Genomic DNA, 25,909 nt, shown 5'->3' with positions numbered 1-25,909 from the left:
TAGGATAAAAGATGAGTTATATACCATACGTAGTTGAAAAAAGTGGAAGAGGCGAAAGAAGTTATGATATTTATTCAAGACTTCTAAAAGACAGAATTATTATGTTAAGTGGTGAAATTAATGATCAAGTAGCATCAACAGTAGTTGCACAATTATTGTTTTTAGAAGCAGAAGATCCAGAAAAAGATATTTATATTTATATCAACTCTCCAGGTGGAGTTATTACAAGTGGTATGTCAATCTATGATACTATGAATTATATTAAACCTGATGTTTGTACTATTTGTGTAGGTCAAGCTGCTTCAATGGGAGCATTTTTATTATCTTCTGGAACACAAGGTAAAAGATACTCTTTACCTAATTCTAGAATTATGATTCACCAACCACTAGGTGGAGCACAAGGTCAAGCCACTGATATTCAAATTCAAGCTAAAGAGATTCAAAGAATGAAAGATAGCTTAAATAAGATTATTTCTGAGCAAACAGGTCAACCTTTAGAAGTTATTGAAAAAGATACAGATAGAGATAACTTTATGAGTGCTGATGAAGCTTGCACATATGGGTTAATTGATAAAGTAATTACAAGTCATAAGTAAAACAATGATTAGAGAAGTTATAACATATCCTAACAAGCTACTTCGAACAAAATCAAAAGATGTGGAGAAGTTCGACGAAGAACTTCACACTCTTTTAGATGATATGTACGAAACAATGATTTTAGAAAGTGGAGTTGGACTTGCTGCTATACAAGTTGCAGTTCCCTTAAATGTTTTGATTATAAATCTTCCTGATGAGTATGATATTCAAAATAAAGAAGATTTAATAGAAGCAATTAATCCTGTAATTGTTGAAAAAGATGGTGAACAAGTAAATGTAGAAGGTTGCTTAAGTGTTCCTGGCTTCAATGAAGAAGTAAAAAGAGCTCAACATATAGTTGTAGAGTTTTTTGATAGATTTGGTAAAAAACATAAAATCGAAGCACAAGACTTTATAGCAGTTGCATGGCAACATGAAATGGAGCATTTAACTGGACATCTTTTTATAGAAAATTTATCTATTATTAAAAGAAAGAAGTTTGAAAAAGAGTGGAAGAAAAAGCTAAAAGCTAAAAAATAGTTTTTAGCTTTTTTACTTATTAAATAGATTATAAAGCATTGTAACTAACAATGCATTTGACAATAGCCAAATACTCCAAAAGAAAATTTTCTCAAAAGTTGTAAAAAATATCTCCTTAAATCTTAAAGGTGATGACATATAAGCTAATATTACATAAACAACTGTTGCAACTGTAAGTGCAGATTTAAATGGTGATGTAAGAAGTATCATAATAAAAGAAAAAAATGGAATAATTAAGCTTAAAGCAAAAAACTTACCATATCTTTTTCTATTTTTATCTCCTTCAAAATAACTAATTGTATGACCACAACTTGGACAAATTGTTCCTATTCTTGCAAGGATTTCATGATCACATTCTGGACATTTAATTAAAGGCATAATCTTTCCTATTTTTTGTTTAAAATACTACTCTTTAAATATTTTATTAAAATTAAAAATAGAATTAATTAAAAAACTTCAACTATCAAAATAGTTTATTATTTGTATATTCTACAATTTTTTTTGCAAGTAAAGTATTATCATTTGCAATTTCATTTGTAGTTTGTGATATTATCGAATTGGTTTCAATTTCATTATTTAAGCTAGTTACTTTTTCATTTATTTTAAAGATTGTATTTTGTTGTTGTTTTGATATCGTTGTAACTTCTTTTATATAGTTTATGGTTTTATTAATATTAGTATTTAATGTTTCATATCCCTCAATCATATTATTTGAAATTGTTTTTCCTTCATTTGCTTCTATATTAGCATCTTCTACAAGTTTTTTTATTTTCTTTGCTGCTTGAGCACTTTTTGTAGCTAAGTTTCTAACTTCTTGAGCAACTACTGCAAAGCCTTTTCCTGCTTCCCCAGCTGTACTTGCTTCAACTGCTGCATTTAAACTTAAAATATTTGTTTGAAAGGCTATTTGATCGATTGTTGTAATAGCTTTATTAATATCTTTTACTTTATCATTTATTTGTTCTATTGAGTTATTTGTTTTTGAAGCTAAATCTTCACCTTTAAAAGCATATGTAGTAAGTGTATTAGCAAGATTTGACATATGCTTTGTACTATTAAAAATACTTTCTATTTGTTCTGTAACATCTTGAATATCATGACTTGTGTCTTTTATACTATTTTTTGTAAATGTTGATGTTTCATTTAGTTTGTTTACGCTACTTAGAAGTTTAGTTGAAGAGTTCATAAGTGATTGTCCATTTGTTTTATTTTCATTTAGCATCAAAACAATTGCACTTTTTAAACTATTTATTGAGTTTATCATATGCAAGAACTCACCACTATTTTCAAGGTTATCAATTTTTATATTTTTTGTATAATCATAATTTGTATATTCTATTAATTGTTTATTTATAATTTCATAATTTTCTTTTGTATTATTAATCATATCATTTACACTATTTTTAAACTCTTCTAAGAAAGGATTAGATGAACTTTTTGTGATTTTTTTTAAAAAAACTCCTTTTTTTAAACTTTCCATAACTTCTTTTGCTTCATTTATTAGTATTTTTTCTTCTGCTTGTTTTATATTTTGTTTTTTTTCTCTTAAATCAATTATCTCTTTTATTTTTGAATATTCACTTGAAAATGATGTATTTGTATCAAACTTAGTATTTGGATTATCCATATCTTTTAGAAAATTTATAAGTTTTGAAGATAATTGTTTTCCATTTTTTCTTTCATCAAATTCATGAAATATTAAAGCAATAGCAATTATTACTTGGATAGTTTGTGCGATTTTATTTTCTGTATAAAGTATTGCATTTAAAGGAAGTACAATCATACCAATATAATGTACAATTGTCATTCTAAAATATAATGATCTTAATGTTTGCATTTATAACTCCTAATTTTTAGAAGTATAATAAAATAGGATAATATTTGTCTTGATTATAATCAATAAAAAAGACAAACTATAAAGTTTGCCTTTAAATTTATTTTAGTTTTTGTAAGATTGCTATTAGATTTGAAGATACATCAACTAACTCTTTTGTTGCACTTAAAGTCTCTTTGGCTTTATCTCCACTATTGTGTGCACTATTTGAAACATTTGCCATTGATTGTGTTACTTCATTTACACCTTGACTAGCTTCAAAAGCAGTATTTGAAAGTTCATTTGAGATATCTTCTTGCTTTGACATTGATTTTGAGATATCTGTTGACATATGAGTTATTTGTTCAATTGTAGTATCAATTTTGCCAATTGAACTTAAAGAGCTTTTAACTAAATTTTGTATTAATTCAATGGCACTTGTAATCTCTTTTGCAGCATCATCAGATCTATTTGCAAGGTTTCTTACTTCTTGAGCAACTACTGCAAATCCTTTTCCAGCTTCTCCTGCTGTTGCTGCTTCTACTGCTGCATTTAAACTTAGAATATTTGTTTGAAATGCTATTTGTGTAATAAGATTGATAGTTTCTCCAATTTTCTCTGACTCTTCATTTAGTTTCATCATAGCAGATGTTGTATCTTTTGATTGTTCTTGAGCAATCTTTGTTATTTCTTCTGCTTTTGAAGAAGTACTTGATATCTCTTTTATTGATGTAAGCATTGTTTGTATCTTTAAAGATACATCATTTACAGCTTCATTGATTTGTGTAATTGATACTGATATTTCTTCTGAACCTTTTTTTGTTACTTGAGCTTCATTTGACATTGATTGAGCAGCTAAAGATAAATTGTCCAATGATTTTGTAACTTTTTGTACATTTTCATCAATATCAAAAATAAGATTTTTTCTTTCTGTTATATCTGTTGCATACTTTACAATCTTAAAAGGTTTGTTCTGTTCATCTAGTATTGGATTATATGTAGCTTGTATCCAAATTCTTTTATTATTTTTGCCAATTCTTAAATAAATACCTGAATCAAACTCTGCATTATTTAATTTATCCCAAAACTTTTTATATTCTATAGAGTTTTTATATGACTCTTCACAAAAAATACTGTGATGTTTACCTTGAATTTCACTCAAACTATAACCTAAAGTATCTAAAAAATTTTGATTTGCATTTAAAATAATACCATCTGTATTAAATTCAATAATAGCTTGAGATTTACTTATTGCTTCTATTTGTCCTGCATAATCTAATGTTTGAATTTTTCTTTTTGTTATATCTTGTGCAAATTTCACTATTTCATACACATTATTATTTTTATCTTTGATTGGAGTATATGATGCTTGTATATAAATAGCTTCACCATTTTTTTTATATCTTTTAAACTCAGATGTTTGCGTTAACCCTTCATTTAAATCTTTCCAAAATTTTTTATAATCATTACTATTTGTATAATTCTTATCACAAAAAATACTGTGGTTTTTATCTTTGATTTCTTCAAGATTATTATATCCTAAAACATTCAAAAAGTTTTTATTAGCAGTTTTTATTGTTCCATCAGTTTTAAAGCTAATAATTGCATAGTTTTCTTCTAAAGCTTTAAGTCTGGCAGAATCTTCTTTTGATGTAAAAAGTGTCATTTTAGATTTTACCTTTGTTTATTTATTTTGCATAATAATTGAAAAAACTTATAATATAAATTTTAAATATTATCTAAATTCCATAAATTATAATTTTTTAATACTAATCTTCAAATATCTTAACACTTTTTGAGTTTTAAAAAGTTGAAATTTTATGTAAAATCTAAATATAATAAATAAAATTATTATTTAGGAAATAAATGAAAATCATAAATTCAGCAACATTGCAAACTATTGAAGCAAAAAGCGTCGATGTAGAAGCATCTTTTACAAATGGCTTACCATCATTTACAATCGTAGGATTAGCATCAAATATAATTCAAGAGTCAAGGGATAGTGACAAGTTTCAAAGTTAATTGTACTTTATCAAAGTAATTTGTATAATAGTTAAATTAAAATTAATATTGTAAAATAGTCTAATTAATGCTAAAAAAATAAATTTAGGAGAATTAATGTTGGTAGCCTTCAAAAGGTATCAGATATATACATCTATTACTAGTAGTAAATTTGTAGCAATAGAACGTATAAATAATAAAAAATTAGTTATTCTTGATTTAAGCGATGAATTAAATAAAATAACTAAAATAAGATTTCAAAATCATGTTAAGTTTAATACTAAATATAAAACAAATTATTTATTAGAGGTTGAAGAAGAAATAGAAGAAAAAAATGATAAATTAGAGTATAGTGTAAAATATCTTAGAACAATCAATAAGAGTGATATTTTGTTAGACCAATGGAATAGAACAAAAAAAGTAAATGAACTTCCTATAGGCTCATATATGCATCTTACGAATGAAGAAAAATATTGGGCAGGAGAAGAGAAAGGTAACCTAACAACAAATATAATAGCATTAATTGTTTTAACTGTAGTTATAATTTTATCAATTAATTATGGTTGGGGTGCAATGCTTTTTTCTTTACCTATTTTGCCAATTATTGATTGGAATTATAAGTCTTGGAGAAAGAGCAATAAAGCAAATATTAATAAACTAAAAGAACTATTATCATATAAAAAATCCTTGATAGAAAATAAAAATGATATTTTAAATAGAACAAAATCATACTTTGAAAAACAATTGGAAAACTATGATACTTGGAAAAATTTAACTCCTGAGAAGTTTGAATATGCGGTAGCTATTTGGTTAAATAAACAAGGATATAAGTTAAAAGTAACACAATACTCTGCCGATGGAGGTATTGATTTAGTAGGGACTGATGAAGACATGAAAACCACAATTGTACAAGTAAAAAAATACATTAAAAATGTTGGTATATCGGTTATTAGAGAAATGATTGGTGTTAGACAGAATCATCCTGATAATCCTAAAACAATTGTAGTATCTTTAGTAGGATTTACTTCTGGAGCTAAAGTATTAGCTAATGCAGAAAATATTATATTAATTAATATAAAAGATGAAATTTATGAGAATTGAAATTATCATTATTATTTTATATGTTCGTTTATTATTTATATTTTAATAATTTATAGTATAAGTATATTAGTTATATCTAATGATAAATAATAATATTGTTTTTGCTATAATATGAACAATCGATAATAAAGAATTATCATGCAAGGACAATGATGACAAAACTGAATAAAAAAGATTTGAACAAAAATTTACATAAAGCAAAAGTAAATAAGGAAGATGAATTTTATACTCAATTAACAGATATAGAAAAAGAGTTAAAATATTATAAAAAACACTTTAAAAATAAAGTAGTTTATTGTAATTGTGATGATCCAAGAGTTAGTAATTTTTTTCACTATTTTTCGTATAATTTTGAGAAGTTGGGTCTTAAAAAACTTATAACAACATGTTATCAAAATCAAGATATGGATCTATTTACCAAAAGTGATTCTAAACAAGCAATTTACTTGGAATATAGTGGTGATAAAAATAATAATAGTATTCCAGATATACAAGAAATAGGAGTAAATTATTTAAAAGGAGATGGTGATTTTAGAAGTGAAGAAAGTATTGAGTTATTAAAACAAGCAGATATAGTAGTTACAAATCCTCCCTTTTCTCTATTTCGTGAATATATAGCTCAACTCATAGAATATGATAAAAAATTTTTAATTATTGGAAATCAAAATGCTGCAACAACTAAAGAGACATTTTCCTTAATTAAAGAAAATAAAATATGGTTGGGTTATAAAAGTGGAGATATGGAATTTAAAGTTCCAAGCCATTATGAAGCAAGAAAAACAAGATATCGTCAAGATGAAACTGGACAAAAATGGCGAAGTTTAGGAAATATATGTTGGTATACAAACTTAGATATAGCAAAAAGGCATGAAGATTTAATCTTATATAAACCATATAATAAAAAAGACTATGCAAATTATGAAAATTATTCTGCAATTAATGTTGATAAAGTAGCAGATATTCCAATGGATTATGATGGTGTTATGGGTGTACCTGTAACTTTTCTAAGTAAATATAATCCAAATCAATTTGAAATTTTAGGTCAAACCCATAGTGGAGATATATCTAAAGAAGTTGAATCTTTGCGAACTGATGTCAAAAAAAAACACCGGGGGATTATTGATGGAAAACAAAAATACGCAAGAATATTAGTAAGGAATAAAAGATTATGAATATTGAGCTAAAAGAAATAACTATTGAAGAACTTACAAAAGGCTACGAAGATAATGAAGAAAATGGTGTTTTTAGTTATGATAGAAAGTTAGATATTCGTCCACCATATCAAAGAGAATTTGTTTATGCAGATAAACAAAGAAATGCTGTAATAGATACTATTATAAAAAATTTTCCTTTAAATGTAATGTACTGGGCTGTTAAAGAAGATGGAAAATATGAAGTCATTGATGGACAACAACGTACTATCTCTATATGTCAATATGTGGAAGGAGATTTTTCTGTCAGTATTGGTGGTTTTTCTCAACCTCGAGCTTTTCATAATCTTCAAGAAGATGAAAAGAAAAGAATTTTAAATTATAAGCTAATGGTTTATCTGTGTAGTGGAGAAGATAGTGAAAAATTAAAGTGGTTTGAAACTATCAATATTGCTGGCGAAAAGTTATCAAATCAAGAATTAAGAAATGCAGTTTTTTCTGGGCCATGGGTTTCTGATGCAAAAAGATATTTCAGTAAAAGTAATTGTCCTGCAAAAGGAATAGCTAGTAGTTATATAAGTGGAAAAGTTAATAGACAAGAATATTTAGAAACAGCAATAAAATGGATAAATAATAACGATATTGAACAGTATATGAAAGATCATCAGCATGATCCAAATGCCAATGCTCTTTGGATATATTTTCAAAGTGTTATATCCTGGATTGAAACCACTTTTCCAAATAAAAGAGAAAAATTTATGAAAAGTGTTGATTGGGGAACATTATACAATGAATTTAAAGATACTATATATGATACTAGTAAACTTGAAAATGAAATTGCACAATTAGTTTTAGACGATGAAGTACAAAAGAAAAGTGGAATATATCCTTATATATTAACACGTAATGAAAATTATCTTTCAATACGTGTATTTTCAGATGCTGTTAAACAAAAAGTTTATGAAATCCAAAAAGGTATTTGTGTTAAATGTAATAAATATTTTCCAATTGACCAAATGGAGGGGGACCATATTACACCTTGGCATGAAGGTGGCAAAACAATAGAAGAAAACTGTCAAATGCTTTGTAAAGATTGTAACCGAGCAAAATCTGGAAAATAAAGAATCTATAAATAGTATATAATTCTTTATTATCGATTGTTCACAAGTTAATTACTTTTCTTAAAAGAGTCTATTTTTAGGGCTTACTTTATAAAAAATAAAAGAATAGAAGAAACTATAAAATTAATAATTTTGTAGTTTCTTCTCTTTATTATGGAGTAATAAAATATTAATTTAAATATAATCCCAATAAAAAAGGATTATATTTTGTTACTAACTAAATTAATAATAAATTTTGAATTTCATTGTAAGTATGAAAAGAATTTAAGTGAAAAAACACTTAATGCATATTCAATAGATTTAAATCAATTCATAGAATACAAAAATTTTAAATATTTGAAAATTTTAGAGATTGATAAACATTTAATTAAAGAGTATATTGGAAATTTATATGCTTTTAATCTTAAAGCAAAAACTATAAAAAGAAAGATTGCTGTTATAAAAGCTTTTTTTAACTATCTAGATTATGAAGATATTATAGATATTAATCCATTTAACAAATTAAAAATAGCTATTAAAGAACCTATTAGACTTCCAAAGACTATAGAATTAAGAGATGTAAAAAAGCTTCTTTCATACTTGTATAAAATTAAAATAAATTTTAAAGAAAAACAATCATATGCATACAAAGCATTAGTTAGAGATATTGTTATCATTGAATTACTTTTTAGTACAGGTGTTAGAGTATCTGAATTGTCAAATATCTTAGATCAAGATATAGACATTAATATAGGAATAATTAAAATAAAAGGTAAAGGTGATAAAGAAAGAATTATTCAAGTATGTGATTTTGAAGTAAAAAAACTTTTAAAAGAGTATTACAAATTATTTTATGAAGATATAAATAAAATTCATTTTTTTCTAGTAAATCGATTAGGAAATAAAATATCAGAACAATCAATTAGATTGATGATTAATAAATATGAAAAAACAGTATTCACAAGTAAACATCTAACTCCACATATGTTTAGGCACTCTTTTGCAACTTTACTTTTAGAAGAAGGAGTTGATATTAGATATATACAAAATATGCTAGGTCATTCTTCTATCTCTACAACAGAAATTTACACAAAAGTTAATTTAAAGCATCAACGAAAAATATTAAAATCAAAGCATCCAAGAAAAAATTTTGAATTTTTAAAGTAAAAAAGAAAATCTGGATTGTTAGATATTTCTAATAAATAGATGATACGAAGTGGTGTATTTTTGATTACACTTGACAATTATATACTCATTTTACTAAAATCTATAAAAAAGATAGACATCAATATCTACCTTTTTTATAGATAATATTTTATATAGATTTTACTATCTATAAATTTTATAGATTTAAGGAATACCCTTAAATAATCTATACTAGTAAAAGAAATATATTTAATCAGTAAATCTTCACTATTGTAGTAAGCACTCTATAAAGATACTTTATATACAATTAAATTATTTTATATTTTTAAGAGAATTTTATTCATGAATTTAAACTTAACTGATGAACAACAACAAAAGCTTACTAATAAACTAAAAGAAAAGAAACAATCTTTTTATGAATATTTAACTTCTTTAGTCCTTAAAGATATTGAAGGTAAATATGATTTAGGAAAAGGTTTTTATTATGAACTTTATTCAGATAAGTTATTTAATAAAAAAGATGAAGAAATTAAACTTACCAAAACTCAAAAAAATATAATTACTTATTTAATAAATAATAATACAGAAAAAATATCTGCTGAAGAACTTTATGAAAAATGTTGGGAAAAAAATAAATTTTCTATATTTACAGTTAGAAATGTTATAAAACAAATTAGAGATAAAACTTATTATAATATGTTAAATAATAAATCTAATGTTGGGTATACTATTTATCCTAACTAAATCAATATAATATATTTTAAAAGGCTACATATGGCATTTGTTACTAATACAGAGAAAAAACTAAAACAACTTGATATTAAAGAGAATATAATTAAAAATGTAAAGGGTATGGAAAAGTATGCTACAGAAATTAAGGTTATAAAATGAGATTACTAATAGCTTTTCTAACAATTACATTATCTTTAAATGCAGCATCTTTTTCAAAATCTAAAAAATTACTACTTAAAAAAGTTTATCATGATAATAAGATTACTTTTTATTGTGAAAATCCCTATGAAATAAAAAGAGTAAATGGTAAAGAAAAAACTCTTATAATCCAAGATAAAAAATATTACACTCCAAGAAATAAATATTATAAAAGTGGGAAAATAAATACAAGAGCTAAAAGAGTGGAATGGGAACATATAATGCCTGCTCATAACTTTGGAAAACATCTTCCTTGTTGGCGAGAGGGAGGACGAAAAGCTTGTAGAAAAGATAAAACATTTAAAGCTATGGAAGCTGATATGCATAACTTAGTTCCTGCTATTGGTGAAGTAAATGGAGATAGAAGTAATTATAGATATGGTGCTAATATACCAAAAGCTACACAATATGGTAACTGTCAATTTGAAGTTGATTTTAAAGCTAAAAGAGCATATCCAAAAGAAGATATTAGAGGTAATATTGCAAGAGTATACTTTTATATGTCTGATAAATACAATGTAAGACTATCTAAACAAGAAAGAAAGATGATGGAAGCTTGGGACAAGCAAGATCCAGTTTCTGAGTGGGAAAGAGTTAAAAATAAAAGAATTCAGAAAATTCAGGGGAATAGTAATTCTTATATTAAATAAAATAGTTTTAAAAAGCTACTAAGTTATTTTTAACTTAACAAATGTGAAAATACATAATATATCTATAATCAGAGGTTTTAATAGATTACATAAAGTTTTCTATTAAATATCTCTTCAGGGATTGTTCAGAGTTTTGTGTTAGTAACCAATAATCTTAGAACTTTAGTATCTTAAGTTTATTTAGTCAAATTGTGCCAAATATTACAGGTTCTTGAACTTATTTTTTAATTTATCTTTTTTCTGTTAACAGATTAAACTTCATGTATCAGTTGTTTTTATTTAAGATATATAAATATTAATTATCTTTTATATATAATTACTTTACTTGAAATAATTTAGGGGAGCCTCAAAAGGTCTGGAGCAACACCTTGCAGTAAAAAATCCGAAAATGTTGTATAGAAATATACCAACTAATAAATATAATAAAGGAAATATAATGCAAGACAAAAAAATACAGAAGAATTTTCAGCTCCAAAAATAAAGTCCTAACAGGAATAAAATACAACTTAGCTCTTTCTTTAGCATTAAGTCTAAATGTAAATCTAAGTACTAATGTAACAATAAACACTGCTAGGATGTTGCCATAAGTTATTTAAAATAATATCAAAAAATAAAGGGGTAGAATGAGTCAAAAAATTAATATCAATGATATTTACGATAAGAATATTAATTTCTTAATCGGCTCTGGAGCATCTTGCGGGCTTTTCCCAACTCTTGCAGTAGATCTAAAAGGTAATGCTGGCGAAGATCAAACTATTGAAACACTTGCAACACTTTTTGAACAAGGCTCAGGAGAACCAAATAAATATGCCTTACTTTTCATGCACTATTATAAGGAATGTATCGAACCAGCGATGACATTCGATATTGAATCTGTAGGTGCTGACGCAACAAAAAAAGCAGTAATCGAAAACTATAAAAAATTCATTGAGACTTTACTGACAATACTCGAACATCGAAAAAATCATGAAAAAAGTTGCAATATTTTCACTACAAATTATGATGGTTGTTTTGTCCATACTGCAGACAATATTTTACAAAGTGGAAAAATAGAATTTATAATCAATGATGGTACGAGAGGATTCAAGAGACGCTATCTACACGCCAAGAACTTCAATAGTTCCATGTATCAAAAAGGAGTTTTTGGAAACCATCGAAGCGAAATTCCTCAGATCAATTTAATCCATCTTCATGGCTCAGTATATTGGCATAAAGATGAGGAGAATATCCTAGTTGACTACACCACACCCAATGAAAACAGAATGATTAAAATCAGTAAAGGTACAACCACTAAGCTAAATAACTTTTCTAACATTTTAAAAGATCCGAGTAAAAGAGTAAATGACTTTAGTACAAGTACTATAAGAGAAAAGACAAGAACTGAATTTCTAAAGAGCTATCAAAAACTGCCAATCGTTAACCCTACAAAGTGGAAGTTTCACGAAACAGTATTTGAGGAACACTATTACCAAATGCTTAGACTCCTAAGTTATGAACTTGAAAAGCCAAAATCAGTATTCATAACATTTGGATTCTCTTTTGCCGACGAGCATATTTTGAACCTTGTTAAAAGATCACTGTCGAATCCTACGCTACAACTTTTTATTTGTTGCTACAGTGAAGCAGGCTGTTCAAACCTAAAAGAGCATTTTAAAGCATACCGGAATGTAGAATTTATCACTATAGACGGTTCATTGGACTTTACTGCATTTAATAACAAAGTTTTTACTCTTGACCCTGATAATACAGAAGAAATAGAACCGGAGCAACAACGTGTCGATTAAAATTGGTGAAGTTATCGCCGTAAATGGCGTAAAAGTTACGCTCAAAATATTTGAAGATTCCAGCAAAGACACTCTTTACTATGACGGAGACAAATATAAGGGCGTATCTATACGCGAATATATATCTATTCAACGTGGTTTTAGAAATATCATTTGTATCATTGAGGGAGAATACCTTGATGAAAACAAGGTCGAAGGAGAAGAAAATAAAAAATATTACATTCGCAAAGTAGAAGCTAAACCTATTGGCTATTATGAGCAAGAAAAATTTTACGAAGGTATAAAATTCCTTCCAATGATTAAGGATGTTGCTTTTCTTTTAAAGGAAAGCAAGATATCCGAGATTTATAGTCGTGGACAGTCTAATGGCTTTGTAATTGGAAAAATGTTGAAGGAAGATATTCCAATATCTCTTCCGTGGCAAAAGCTTTTTAACACTCATATTGGTATCTTTGGGAATACAGGTAGTGGAAAATCAAATACGTTAGCCAAACTGTATACTGTACTATTTGAGCAAAAGTTAGAATCTATAGGGGATAAGAGCAAATTCGTTATTTTGGACTTCAATGGTGAATATACAGCTGATCAATTGGCTGAAGCTAATTATAAAAACACTTTGCAATTAAACACTCAAACTGAAGGGCAAGACAAATTTCCTTTGAATGAAAACGAGTTTTGGAACTCTGAAACATTGAGTATTTTGTTTCAAGCCACAGCTAATACACAGAGACCTTTTTTAAATCGTATCATTAGCGGTAGAAAGAAGTTTATTGATAATCCTGACAGCCTTTTGAACTACATTAAAACAACATTCAAAGCAGTGTTTACTGCAGCAGCACCAAAAGCAGATACACTTGACCTATTAAGAAGCATTGTACATATTTTAAATAACACTGAGCTCAGTAGCAAGTTAAAAGAAATTACATGGATGGGGCATCCAAATAATACTTTTAAAAGCAATGGAACGTATTTTAATGCTGATGGTGCAGGTTATACAAATGTTTTTCAAAATACTGTTGACAATATCACAATTGATACATTAAATCCTTTTGATGAATTGGTCATCCGAACAAACTTACAATTAATACGAGACCTCATATACGGTTATGTTCAGTTTGAACATATTCAGCCATTATTAAAAAGGATTGAATCTTCACTTAACAGTTTAAAAAAAGTGGTCTCAATTGAAAACAATCAAACTGAAAGTAAATTACTGACAGTTGTTTCTTTGAGAAAATCTAATCAGGAAATAAAAAAAGTTTTGCCACTTCTTATCGCAAAGCATTTTTATCATCAACATAAAGATACTGTTGGAAATCCACCCGATAAGACAATGCATCTTATTATTGATGAGGCTCATAATATTTTGTCTCAACAATCTACAAGAGAGAATGAAAATTGGAAGGATTACAGATTAGAATTATTTGAAGAGATAATCAAAGAAGGTCGAAAATTCGGTATGTTTATTACTCTGTCAAGCCAAAGACCAGCAGATATTTCACCGACAATCATATCGCAGCTACATAACTTTTTTATTCACCGCTTGGTCAACGATAGAGACTTATTTCTTCTTGATAATACCATTAGCACATTAGACAATTTATCAAGAAGTTTGATTCCAAACTTGTCAAAAGGCAGTTGTATTGTTACAGGTACATCTTTCGATTTACCTATGGTACTGCAAATAGATCGTCTTGAAAGAGTAAAACAACCTGACAGTGAAGATGTAAACCTAGAGCTACTATGGCGTACAGAACTGTAACTCTTAACAAATCGTTGCACCGAACAGTAAACTGTCGGTGAAGTCAAACGTTAAGTTACTAAACCTCTTAGAATTTTTTGAACAACAAAAATTACTTTTTAAGTCATAGGTTTAGAAACTCATCTAATCTACCTTCAAACAATGTAGAGATTTGTTTTTGTTTTTATTATCAAAAGCTTTTTAATTGATTCTGTAAGTTTCAAGAAAATCTCTCTTCTTTTATATACAAAAAAAGAAAAGAAAATATACAACCATTATTATTTAAATAAGCTTCTAGTTTAGGCTTATATTTTTTAGACCAGGATGTAAAATTAGATATAGTTATCTAGAATTATTTTACTTAAGATAAAAATTCGTAATTTTATTTAATTACATTTAAAATATTATTATCTAGCTAATTTGTATAAAATTATTTTTAGTGTACAATATATTATGAAGTTTGATGATGAAGATTTTATTCCATATTGTTTTCCTTATGAACATAATTATAGAAATTATGGACAATTTCTTATATCTCATGATATAGACTTGAAAAAAAATAATTATTATATTTATTTAATTTCAAATCCTTTTCAGTACAATTACAAAAAAACTTCAAATGATTATTCCATATCTGTTGCTATTTTGGTTAAAAATAAATTAACAAAAAAACTTTCTTTTAAAATACAAAACTTTGATTTTAAATCAATACTTCAATTAAATATATTTGCAAAAATTAATAGTGTTGGCGATATATCTTTTTTTGAAAATTTCAATGAAACATTTGAAAAGAAAATATATGAAACAAAAATAAACATTAATGATTCAACGGATTGTGAAGTGCTTAGTTTAGAAGAAATAGTAGATAAATTTGGTATTTTAAAAAAAGAAAGAATATATGAATTAGATCACTTTAAAGATTTAGAATTTTATTTATATACTATTAACAATAGGAAAATTCTTATCCCTGCAATAGAAGTTCTAAAGTATTTTTATTTATATAATTATGCATATCAAAAAGAGCCCAAGAGTCATTTTTGCCAAGATATTTTGACACCAAATGGAATCTTAAATAGTTTAAATGTCAATAAATATGATTCTGTTAAAAATCATTATGATATTGAAATTAATGGTAATTATTCAATAGATGACAGGTATAAAATTTTATTTTTTTTAACTAATCCAAAAAGATTATATTTATATTCCAATATTTATAATATTTACAAAAAATCTAATGTAATTAGTGCCAGATTACCAAGAAAAAAATTGCTATTAAATTCAAGAGTTTTTGAATATAAGAAACAAAATTTATTACTTGTTTTAAATATTATTACACATGATTTAAATAATGATTTTTTAAGCGATTTTAGTTGTAACTATAGTCATGCAAAGTCACAATTTAAAGAAAAAGAGGAAGGGAAAAGAGATTCATCAAAAGATTGTAAAGTAAATATACGAAAAAATAATTCATTAAGTGTAAATGATCAATTGTATGGTAATAATCAACTTGAGTTTGATGAAGAAACAGATTCTGATTTTAAATTAAATATTAATTGTCAAAAAGCTTCAGAGCCAATTACACTTAATGCAAAAAAAATTGTTGATACTCAAAGAGAACAACAAGGTGGATATAAACAAAAAGATTATACGAATTTAAAAGAAACACCTTCAACTACAAAAAATAATAATGGTAATACAGATGAAGCAGTTTTTACTAAACAAAAATATGATGAAGAAGAAAAAGAAAAGAGTAAAAACAATTTAAATATAATTGAAATTTTAAATCATTTAAAAAAGAATAGTGATTTTTTATATTTAGGTGAAAAAGTATTTAAATTTCCTAAAGTATTAGATCATAAAGGGAAATCTTTAAAAAGAGCTTTTATGTTTCTTGATAAAAAAAATCAAATTAAACGAAAATATTTTGTTGCAAAATTACAGTATAAATCAATTAAAGATATTTATCTTATCGAACTACAGGCAAGAGCAAATGGAGAACAAAAATCATTTTTAGTAATTATAAAAAATACTGAAACTATTGAAAGTATTAATAATAAATTTATATCAAAAGAATTAATAGATATGGCAATTAATGGTAATAGAAGTTGGTTTGCTACAGGTTTATTATTAAAAAATAATGAATATATCATATTCACGCATAGAAATAAAATTGAATCAATAGAAGAAAGAATTATTACAAAAATAAATTAATATTGTTTGGATAGATTATTGAATTCATTTGTAAAAAAATCTGATTTTACTCTATCTGACAAAAAACAAAGATTTAGATATAGTTTTAAAATCTAAATTTATTATATAAGAAAGGGAAATATGGCTGACATTCAAGAATATTTTAATAAGTTAATTAATGTTTTAGGTTTCTATACAGAAAATGATTTAGAAAAATTATCTAAAAATCATAATGAAGAATTAAAAAAGATTAAAATAACTCATAATAATAAATTAGAACAAGTACAAATAGATTATGAAAATGCAATAGATGAGAATAATAAAGCTCAACAAAATAAATTAGAGAATACAGAAATAAAGTATACTAATAGAATAGATGACCTTATTTCTTCTTATGATAATAAGTTAGAAAATGCAGAATTAGATTATAAGAGTAAATTATATGAAAGAAATATGTATTATAAAAATAAATTTAAAGAACTTCAAGAGAGTTATGAAAAATCTTTAAATAAATTTACCTTAAATAGCCCCAGATTGAAATTTGTTGAGGCATTACCTAAAATAGAAAAGAAGATTAATTTTATTGTTTTTTCTAAAAAAGATGATGAAATTAAAAAATTTATTGAATTGAAAAATTTAGGAAATCCAACTGACGAACAATGGAAAATTATCTTATGTAAAAATAGTACTCAGTTAGTTGCTGCGGCGGCGGGTTCTGGTAAATCTACTACAATGCTTTTGAGAATTATAGTTCTTATTAAATTTGCTAATGTGAACCCTAATGAATTAGTAGTATTTTCGTTTACAAAAAAATCTTGTAAAGAACTTCGTGATAAACTTGTAAGCCTTTTTAAAAAAGCAAAATTAGATATTGATAAGTCAATCATTGAAAAAATGATTAGAACTTTCCACTCAAAGGTTTATGAAGTAGCAAAAGATTCAGGTTATTTAGGTTCATATAAATTATTTGAATTTATTAAAGATAAGGATAATGGAGATAATAATTATGAATTAGATGCAGAAATTGACAATACATTTAATAGCACATTAAATTATGCACAATCTAGTATATTAAAAGAAATTTATGCTATTTCATATAGTAAATGCAATTACTTTAAAAAATTAATACATAAAATATTTTTGAAAAGTAATTTTAATAAGTTATTATTAAAGCAAGATGAAAAGAAAGGTATTTCACAAATAAAATATGCTCTCAATTTTTCTGAAGAATTGTGTAATGTATTCAAAGATGTTTTTAAAACTACTTTAGATACTAATATCAAAGAAAAAACTTTTTCTAAAGTAGTAGATACATCTTTTTACTATCATTTATATTTGGATAAATTAGATGTATATTTAATTTTTAGTCCTGAAAATGATATTTTAAAAAAAACTGAATTTAAAGATATTCTAATAGAAAATCGTTTAAATAAAAAACAATTTAAATTGTTAGGGGCTAGAAATATACATAAAAAAGTTTTTAGTTATTGTGATTCAAAGGTTGTTTTTGTAGAAACTCAGCAAGAACTGAATAATATACTTTTAATTAATGACTTTTCTGATGATTCTGAAAAAAATGATACTCCCATAATTTTTGATATAAAAATAAGTACATTATCTCGAAAAAAATTAATTTATGAGTTTTTCTATATCCTTATAAACTTTATAGAGAGTACTGGAATTTCTTTTGAACAGTTAAACTCTTTAAAAGATAAAATACTTAATGATTCTACTTTTGATGAAGAACACAAAGATATATATAATGCCATGATGATTTATTGGGAGTTTATGAATAAATATTTTAAAGAAAATGAGATATGGCAATTCTCAAATTTATTAAAATTTTTTTCAGTAAATAACATTAATCATTTTGATTATACATCAACTTCAATTAAAAGTATGAAAAACATATTAATAGATGAATTTCAAGATATATCACCTGAAATTGTGTCATTCATTAAAGGTGCTCAAAAATATTTGTATAAAGAAGAGAAAGAAACAACTTTAATGTGTATAGGAGATGATTGGCAAAGTATTTATGGATGGAGAGGTAGTACACCTTCATATCTAATAAAGTTTAAAGAGCATTTTAATTGTGAGCATAATGAATTAGTTATGTCATATAATTTTAGGTCTTCACAAAATATTTTATCTAAAGCAGGAGAAATTTTAAATAAAGTAGATATGAAATTAGATAAAGAGGTAATTGCCTTTAATAAGCATATAGATAGTGAGTTTAAGAAAATTAATATAGAAAATAAATCTAATAAGATGGATATAAAAAAAGTAACAGAAGATATTAACAAAAGAATTATTGAGATAAAAAATGAATGGCCTGATGCAAGTATTTATGTTTTATGTCGACAAAATTCAAAAGACTTTAATGGGATAATTGGTGCAGATGATATTATGACTTTTCACTCTTCTAAAGGTTTGGAGGCTGATGTATGTTTTTTAATAGGAGATTGTTACTATAAAGAAAAGGATATTATCAGAAATTTAATATATCGTCTTGCAAAATATAATCAAACATATGATGAAAGTCAGCGAGATGAACAATTAAGATTAGCATATGTGGCTGCAACAAGAGCAAAAAAGTATGCATATTGGTATGGGTTAGAGGAATCAGATTTTGGTTATATATTTGAATAGATTGATTGTTATTTTTATTCTAAATAAGATATTTCTTCTCTAAAATTTTCCAATGTCGAATGTAAAATAGAAACTTCTAGAATAGATTTAGGTTCACATAAAAAACCAGGATATAAATCATATTTACAATCAGTTATTTTAGTTTCTATATTAACCATACAGTCTTTTAAAGTATTTTTTAATTCAATAATATTAATACATTCAAATAAACAATATTTAGATGATTCTATCTCACAATAATATTCATATATAAATTCATTTTTATCTTCATCTGAAATAAATTCTTTATCCTCTTTTTTGATTTCATTAATACATGTTTTTAATTGAAAAATGTAATCTAAATATTTTAGGGCTAATTCTTTTATTTGCACATCTATTGTATTCTTTTTTAAAAGTTTTTTCTTTAATTTATCATAATTCTCTTCATTAAGCATAATAGTTAATAACTTTTCTGCCATATTAAAGCCACCTTGTAGAAATAGTGTTGTAATAAATACTTGATAAATACCAGTTGGGAATATTTAGTTTTTTATTACGATACTTATCAAGAATAGTATGTAGATTTAAAAGTTTATTTTTTTTATAGTACTTATTAAGTCTATGAGGAAAATTTTCTAGCAATATTAAAGAAAAAGAGATAAAATATGATAATTCTTTAGGTTTTAAATTATCAATATAATACTCTGTTTTTTTATTTACTCTCATTACATTTTTAATTAATAATCTCAATAAATAAAATAATCCAATCGAGTAGTAATATCTATTATTTAATTTATAGTATCCATAATTTAGTATATTTAAAAGAATATTCTGAACTTTTAGATGAATTGATTCTTTTTTTATCGTTTCCGTTGTTGATGTTCTCAAATCAAATCCGCAATAATAACAATTAAAAATTTCTTGTTCATAGTGAGAATTTGGGTACTTAATATTTTTATTACAATTTGGACAACTATTTAATAAAAAGCAATTATGCTTTTGACAAACATTTACTATTAATAGCCTCCAGTATTGTCTTAAGTAAGGGCTTTCTTTAATGCAATGTGGACAGAATCTTATTCCATAGAACTTTAAATCATTTTTTTTATTGTGAAAATGTGTAATCCATCTTTTTCTACCATTGAAATTAAAATTTTCTTCAATATAGCCAATATATTTTAATAATTGATATTTTCTAATATTTTTTATATTGAGAAGTTTATTAATTGATAGTAATTCATCTTTAGAAAAATTATATAAATCAATATCTTTTAAGTATAAACCTTTAGTTTTAAAAATATAGTTAGTGATATTAGATACACTTGTGTAATTTGCTCTAGATATTCTAAAAATTAAAGAACTTAAAAGTTCATCTTTATATGGATAACATTTATTCATTATTTTTTTCTCAAAGAAGGTTTTGTAAAATTTATTGAGTTAAGAACATCAATATCGATTTTTTCTTTTCCATTTCTAAGTGCAAATATTGAAGCTTTTTGTAATATGCGCGCAACTTCTCCAATTAAACCTTCGCTCATATTATAAATTAATTTAAAAATATCTTTTTCATGAAGATTGGATGCTTCTTTTAAAGGTAATGTACTCTCAAAACTAACTAGCAATTTTGCAAAATTAATATCGGGATTCCATTTTTTTATTTCAATTGGCTCAAATCTATTAGCGAGTTGAGGATCTGCTGTTATAACACTTTGTACTTCCCAAACTCCAACTCCTATAATTGGTATTTGCACATCTGTACTTAAATGTTTTATAGCTGCTAAGAATTTCTTTTGTTGTCTCATGTCTCCATGAAAAATATCTTGAAGTTCATCTATAATAACCATTTTAGTTTCAACATCTCTCATAACTTTTTTTATTTGAGTCTCTTTTCTAGAAGCTGAATCACTTGTAGAGTAAGGTATGTAATATGCATCTAAAAGTTTTTCATATAATGCATTATGACTTGGGGCAATAGGTGCAGAAATTTTTATTATAGGTATTTTATTAGTTATATTTAAATATCTTGGATGTTTATCCATAAATCTATTAATAATAGTAGTTTTCCCATTATTTGTATCTCCTACAATTAATAATCCAGGGATCCTTTCTTTATCAGGGTAATCAAAAAGATCTTCTAATTCATCTAAAATATTATTTGCTTGAGGATATGGAATCCATACTTGTTCTTTACATTTTTTTATTCGTTCTTCAATTGATTTATTTAGAAATGTTCTTGAAATTTTAGTAAGTTTATCATAGTGTTTTATTTTTGACATACTAGTCCTTAAAAGTTTGAATCATCTAATTTTTGAATTTCTTGATTTTTTTTGTTAAAAGAATTATCATCAATACCTTCAAATGGTACTAACTCATCCATATCAAACCAATCTTCATCCTTGAGTTCTATATTATTTTTATCATCTTCTTTTTTTAATGGTTTTTCATAATTTAGATTAGTACTAGTAAATTTATTAAGTTTTGAAATTCTATCAATATTTTTTCTATGAGCTTTTGTTTTTATTTTAGATTCATTTGCTATTTCTCTTAGCCTTATTAATGCTTCAAATATCTCATCTTCATTGTATTCTTTATTATTTTCTTTTTTTAAATATTTTTGTGCAGCATTAAATTCCCAAATTGATGTTTTAGGTAGTCTGTGATTTCTATATGGAATTTGATAATATTTTTTTACATTTGGTTCATAAAACCAAATTTTACTTATATCTCTAGGATCTCTTCTTATAATAAATTTCTTTTTATGCTTTTTCCCTCGTATCATTTCAAAAGATTCAATCCACATATTTAATACTTCGCTATAGTAATTAATTGTATCGAGTTGTATCCCATATTTTTGAATTGTTCTATCAAATTTTGGAAGCAAATTTATTTGCAGTAGTTGTTCATCTTCTACTCTTTTGGGTAATCCTCTGGGTGGTTGAGATTTAGTACCAAAAATTCCTTCTTGATATTTTTGAATCGGTGTCATATTGATTTGGCTATGGATGTCTTTATGGTATTTTTCTGTGATTAGTATAGTTAGCCATTTTTCAAATTCTTCAAGTGTCATATTTGCATGTTTTTGTGAATCATAATTTCTACGTTTTAAGATATTTGATTTTGTTGTACCATCTAAAGCATGAATATGATTACTTAATGTACCCAAAAGTCTTTCAATATGTGCACCAAATTGTGGTCTCCCTACAGGTCTCCATATTATATCTATTCCATATTCTTCACATGTAAGTTGTAAATCAATACCTCTAAATTCTTTTGCATTATCCATATGCAAAGTAGTTGGTATCCCCCATACATTCCATTCAGAATTAATATTATATTTTTCTATTATTGAATCTTTGGGTATTATTGCATTATACAATGCTTGTCCCGTACCAAAATATCCAGGACTTTCAAATGAAATATAAAAACCAGCAACCATTCTTGAATAAACATCTATTGCCATTGTAATCCAAGGTCTTCCTAACTCTTGTCTATATTCATCATCTACTAAAATAATATCAACTAATGTGTGATCTATTTGTAAAATGTGTAATGGATATAAACCATCTGGATATTCTTTTTGATTGAGTTCTAAGGTGTGTGCATCATTTTTGCTTTCACGTCTCTTTAGTACAAGTTTTTCAGATAAAGCATTAACTCTTCTTCTTACTGTGATTTCAGAAGGTATTTGAATATTTGCATTTTTACATTTTATAGCAACTTCTTCATATGTTCTTGCAACTGTTGGTTTTAAATTTGTAAGATAGTAATCCTTTAAAACAATATCAATGATATCATCTTGTTCTTTAGTAAGCCGACTTTTACCTTTCCCTCCTTTTATTTTTAATTGAACTAAAGAACTTAGTTGTCGTGTTGAATTATAATCACGTAGCCAATTATATAAAGTAGTGGGTGAAACTTTTAAATCTTTTGCTCTTTTTTCAACTTCTTTTCTTGAGTTTACATCAATAAGAGATTTTATTGCATTATATCTTTTTCTTGCCTCTTCAAGCTTTTTGGGAGGTACTAAAGATAAGTCTTCACATATATTAGGTTCTTGCTTTTCAAGAAGAGTAGATGATAAGTCTTTAATTTTTAGTCGTTCTGTTTCATATGTTGTGGTGTTTTTTGCAAAAACATAATTAAAGTCAATGATACTTGTAATAATATATTCTTTATTTAATTTATAAACTTTTGTTCCTTCTTTTATTTCTAAACTCATAATAAATATCCTCCTGAAACTCTTCCTTGTAAATGTGCTTGATAGACTTTTTCATCGTAATTTTTAAGTTGTAACAGTCTGCTATTAAGTGTTAATTTTTCATACATATCGACTGTAAGTATTTTTCTTCTTATCATGCACCAAATAGTATTAATTAATTCTAGTTGTTTGAATTTTTCTTTTGTATATAAGTTCAATAGTTCCTGTATAGTTATTTGAGGTACATATAAATCTACTATTATTTGAAAGTTTTTTTTGTCAATTACATTGTAATTTAAAAGAAAGTTTATATTAAATTTATATTCATCTGATTTAATATATGTACAACGGTTTGTTAAAAATATAAAATCTATATCTTTATTATTTAAATATTTAATTGTTGCTTTGTACTTGGCATTTTCTTTTTTATTTGATAAGAGTTTTTTTAACTCATCATAATATTTAACTTCAACAATGATATTCTTATGATTTATAGGAGTCTCTAAGTAGAAGTCAGGTGTATACGAATATTCTTTATTTTCAAAAACATAATTAATTTTAATAGGTTGTTCTATAATATTTAAAATGAAGTTTTCATATTCAAATAAATATAAAAAATCTCTTTCAAGTTTTGATTCAAAGCTTATAAGTTTATTTGTTTTCATACTAGATATTTTACCTGTTATATTTCTATAGTTTTTTGGAATTTTTCGTGAAGATTTATTGATGAACAAGAGTATCCTTTATTAGATTTTATACAATTTATTTAGATAAGTATAAATCTAATAAACTGTATTTTGAAATATTGTACATTTATCTATGATAAAAAACTATATAATATTTTGAAATATTGGTTAAATTATACAATTTTTTAAGATAAATGTCAGATAGAGTAAAGTCTGCTTTATTATCAAATGAGTTTAAATTTCCTGCAAAAAAAATAACAATAAATCTATCTCCTTCTGAAATTCAAAAAAGTGGTACACATTTTGATTTGGCAATTGCACTTTTAATAGCTTTATATGAAACAAATATTGAGTTTAATGATTTTTATGTATTTGGAGAGCTAAGTTTAGATGGAAAAATAAAAGATAGTAGTAGTATTTTTCCTATAGTTTTATCTTTAACAAAACAAAAACTTGTAAAAAATGTTTTGGTATCAAAGGAAAGCGCAAAAAAACTTTCTAAAATTCCAAATATAAATATCTATTGTGTAGATAATTTAGATATGGCTATGCAGTTTTTTAAGTTTGACAATAAAGAAAAATTTAAATACACATCTACAAATTTTGAGTGTGAGAGTTTTTCTATTTTAAATAAATCATACTATTTTTTAAAAGATTATGAACTAGATTTCAATGAAGTAAAAGGGCAAAAATATGCTATTGAGGCTTCATTAATTGCAGCTGCTGGAAGTCATAATATACTATTTGAAGGAAGTGCTGGTTGCGGTAAAAGTATGATTAGTAAAAGATTAAAGTTTATTATGCCACCTATGAGTTTAGAAGAGATACTAGAAAAAGCGAAACTTCAATCAATTGATTTAAAACCCATAGACTTTTCTCCAATAAGAGTTTTTAGAGCTCCACATCATAGCTCAACAAAATCTTCAATATTTGGAGGTGGTAGTGGAAATAGTGCAAAGATTGGAGAGATTGCATTATCAAATAATGGCATATTGTTTTTTGATGAACTTCCTCATTTTTCAAAAAGTACTTTAGAAGCTTTAAGAGAACCACTTGAAGATTTTAAAGTTTTAATTAGTCGAGTAAACTCAAAAGTTCTTTATGATACGAAGTTTTTATTTATAAGTGCAATGAATCCTTGTCCTTGTGGAAACTTACTTTCAACTAGCAAAGATTGTAGATGTAGTGATTTAGAAGTTCAAAGATATAAAAACCGTCTTTCAGAACCATTGTTAGATAGAATTGATTTATATGTAGTGATGAATGAACCAAGTGTTAATGAAAAAGTTTATTATAATTCAATGCAACTGCATGAAAGGGTTATTTGTGCATTTAAAAAACAAAAACAAAGAGCACAAAATGATTTAAATGGAAAATTAAGTGATAAAGAGATTAAAAAATTTTGTAAATTAGATGATAGTTCAAATGAATTACTTAATAAAGCAATAGTAAATTATAAACTATCTTTTAGAAGTATTAACAAGATTTTAAAAGTATCAAGAACAATTGCTGATTTGAATAATAATGAAAATATAACAAAAGAAGATTTAATGAAAGCATTAAGTTATAGAAAAAGATAACAAAGTAAGACATAATATAAAAATGATTAGTTTACACCTTTGTAATAACAAAAATGGTATTATACAAAATTAATAAATAAGCTTTTAAAGC

Annotated in this window: 21 protein-coding genes and 2 pseudogenes; 14 read left to right on the top strand and 9 right to left on the bottom strand. The window is 25.4% G+C overall.

Going from position 1 to position 25,909, the window contains the following annotated elements; genetic code table 11:
- Window positions 1-11 precede the first annotated feature (11 nt).
- Both clpP and def read left to right on the top strand, forming a co-directional pair.
- Window positions 12-596 carry an ATP-dependent Clp endopeptidase proteolytic subunit ClpP gene (gene clpP / locus AMRN_RS10690; RefSeq protein ID WP_099310364.1) on the top strand — a complete coding sequence of 195 codons (585 nt, stop codon included), beginning with the start codon at window positions 12-14 and terminating at the stop codon, window positions 594-596.
- Between the two features lie 4 nt (window positions 597-600).
- Complete coding sequence (gene def / locus AMRN_RS10685) at window positions 601-1,116, top strand: peptide deformylase (protein WP_099310363.1); 516 nt, start codon at window positions 601-603, stop codon at window positions 1,114-1,116.
- 12 nt (window positions 1,117-1,128) lie between these two features.
- Here def and AMRN_RS10680 read toward each other — a convergent pair whose 3' ends face one another.
- The 4 genes and pseudogenes from AMRN_RS10680 to AMRN_RS14395 all read right to left on the bottom strand — a co-directional run.
- Complete coding sequence (locus AMRN_RS10680) at window positions 1,129-1,494, bottom strand: FmdB family zinc ribbon protein (protein WP_191282125.1); 366 nt, start codon at window positions 1,492-1,494, stop codon at window positions 1,129-1,131.
- An 85-nt stretch (window positions 1,495-1,579) separates the two neighbouring features.
- A complete protein-coding gene (locus AMRN_RS10675) occupies window positions 1,580-2,953 on the bottom strand; it encodes a methyl-accepting chemotaxis protein (protein ID WP_099310361.1) in 1,374 nt (457 codons plus the stop codon).
- Window positions 2,954-3,050: 97 nt separating this feature from the next.
- A pseudogene (locus AMRN_RS14400) lies at window positions 3,051-3,584 on the bottom strand (methyl-accepting chemotaxis protein); the annotation flags it as partial.
- 276 nt (window positions 3,585-3,860) lie between these two features.
- A pseudogene (locus AMRN_RS14395) lies at window positions 3,861-4,595 on the bottom strand (PAS domain-containing protein); the annotation flags it as partial.
- Between the two features lie 200 nt (window positions 4,596-4,795).
- Here AMRN_RS14395 and AMRN_RS14250 point away from each other — a divergent pair.
- The 11 genes from AMRN_RS14250 (at window position 4,796) to AMRN_RS10620 (ending at window position 19,375) form a co-directional block, all read left to right on the top strand.
- Window positions 4,796-4,951 (top strand): hypothetical protein, encoded by a 156-nt coding sequence (locus AMRN_RS14250; protein ID WP_165772831.1) that lies wholly within the window; start codon window positions 4,796-4,798, stop codon window positions 4,949-4,951.
- Between the two features lie 96 nt (window positions 4,952-5,047).
- Complete coding sequence (locus tag AMRN_RS10665) at window positions 5,048-6,031, top strand: restriction endonuclease (protein WP_099310359.1); 984 nt, start codon at window positions 5,048-5,050, stop codon at window positions 6,029-6,031.
- 161 nt (window positions 6,032-6,192) lie between these two features.
- Window positions 6,193-7,203 (top strand): adenine-specific methyltransferase EcoRI family protein, encoded by a 1,011-nt coding sequence (locus AMRN_RS10660; protein ID WP_409454888.1) that lies wholly within the window; start codon window positions 6,193-6,195, stop codon window positions 7,201-7,203.
- The gene (locus AMRN_RS10655) at window positions 7,200-8,303 is read left to right on the top strand and encodes an HNH endonuclease family protein (RefSeq protein ID WP_099310358.1); all 1,104 of its coding nucleotides are present in this window, start codon (window positions 7,200-7,202) and stop codon (window positions 8,301-8,303) included. Before AMRN_RS10660 ends, AMRN_RS10655 begins: the two co-directional genes overlap by 4 nt.
- A gap of 207 nt (window positions 8,304-8,510) precedes the next feature.
- The gene (locus AMRN_RS10650; protein ID WP_099310357.1) at window positions 8,511-9,449 is read left to right on the top strand and encodes a tyrosine-type recombinase/integrase; all 939 of its coding nucleotides are present in this window, start codon (window positions 8,511-8,513) and stop codon (window positions 9,447-9,449) included.
- Between the two features lie 321 nt (window positions 9,450-9,770).
- Window positions 9,771-10,172 (top strand): winged helix-turn-helix domain-containing protein, encoded by a 402-nt coding sequence (locus AMRN_RS10645; protein ID WP_099310356.1) that lies wholly within the window; start codon window positions 9,771-9,773, stop codon window positions 10,170-10,172.
- Window positions 10,173-10,315: 143 nt separating this feature from the next.
- Window positions 10,316-11,008, top strand: a complete 693-nt coding sequence (locus AMRN_RS10640; protein WP_099310355.1) for an endonuclease — start codon at window positions 10,316-10,318, stop codon at window positions 11,006-11,008.
- A 623-nt stretch (window positions 11,009-11,631) separates the two neighbouring features.
- A complete protein-coding gene (locus AMRN_RS10635; RefSeq protein WP_099310354.1) occupies window positions 11,632-12,792 on the top strand; it encodes an SIR2 family protein in 1,161 nt (386 codons plus the stop codon).
- A complete protein-coding gene (locus tag AMRN_RS10630; RefSeq protein WP_099310353.1) occupies window positions 12,782-14,554 on the top strand; it encodes an ATP-binding protein in 1,773 nt (590 codons plus the stop codon). Before AMRN_RS10635 ends, AMRN_RS10630 begins: the two co-directional genes overlap by 11 nt.
- 432 nt (window positions 14,555-14,986) lie before the next feature.
- Complete coding sequence (locus tag AMRN_RS10625; protein WP_099310352.1) at window positions 14,987-16,744, top strand: hypothetical protein; 1,758 nt, start codon at window positions 14,987-14,989, stop codon at window positions 16,742-16,744.
- A 120-nt stretch (window positions 16,745-16,864) separates the two neighbouring features.
- Window positions 16,865-19,375, top strand: coding sequence for a UvrD-helicase domain-containing protein (locus tag AMRN_RS10620; protein WP_099310351.1), 2,511 nt, complete (start codon window positions 16,865-16,867; stop codon window positions 19,373-19,375).
- A 14-nt stretch (window positions 19,376-19,389) separates the two neighbouring features.
- Here AMRN_RS10620 and AMRN_RS10615 read toward each other — a convergent pair whose 3' ends face one another.
- The 5 genes from AMRN_RS10615 to AMRN_RS10595 are packed head-to-tail and all read right to left on the bottom strand — an operon-like array spanning window position 19,390 to window position 24,286.
- Entirely contained in the window at window positions 19,390-19,833 is a 444-nt protein-coding gene (locus tag AMRN_RS10615) for a hypothetical protein (RefSeq protein WP_099310350.1), read from the bottom strand.
- Between the two features lies 1 nt (window position 19,834).
- Window positions 19,835-20,752: a TniQ family protein gene (locus AMRN_RS10610; protein WP_099310349.1), complete on the bottom strand. Its 918-nt coding sequence runs from the start codon at window positions 20,750-20,752 to the stop codon at window positions 19,835-19,837.
- Window positions 20,752-21,630, bottom strand: a complete 879-nt coding sequence (locus AMRN_RS10605; protein ID WP_099310348.1) for a TniB family NTP-binding protein — start codon at window positions 21,628-21,630, stop codon at window positions 20,752-20,754. The genes AMRN_RS10610 and AMRN_RS10605 overlap by 1 nt, the downstream gene beginning before the upstream one ends.
- Before the next feature lie 8 nt (window positions 21,631-21,638).
- A complete protein-coding gene (locus tag AMRN_RS10600) occupies window positions 21,639-23,573 on the bottom strand; it encodes a Mu transposase C-terminal domain-containing protein (RefSeq protein WP_099310347.1) in 1,935 nt (644 codons plus the stop codon).
- Entirely contained in the window at window positions 23,570-24,286 is a 717-nt protein-coding gene (locus tag AMRN_RS10595; protein ID WP_099310346.1) for a TnsA endonuclease N-terminal domain-containing protein, read from the bottom strand. Before AMRN_RS10595 ends, AMRN_RS10600 begins: the two co-directional genes overlap by 4 nt.
- A gap of 146 nt (window positions 24,287-24,432) precedes the next feature.
- On the opposite strand from AMRN_RS10595, the gene AMRN_RS10590 reads away from it, so the two are divergent.
- Window positions 24,433-25,818, top strand: a complete 1,386-nt coding sequence (locus AMRN_RS10590; protein ID WP_099310345.1) for a YifB family Mg chelatase-like AAA ATPase — start codon at window positions 24,433-24,435, stop codon at window positions 25,816-25,818.
- The last annotated feature ends 91 nt before the right edge of the window (window positions 25,819-25,909 follow it).

It is taken from the genome of Malaciobacter marinus, from assembly GCF_003544855.1.
Classification (GTDB): Bacteria; Campylobacterota; Campylobacteria; order Campylobacterales; family Arcobacteraceae; genus Malaciobacter; species Malaciobacter marinus.
The sequence above is the reverse complement of the archived record's forward strand: the minus strand, read 5'-3'. Positions and strand labels throughout refer to the sequence as shown.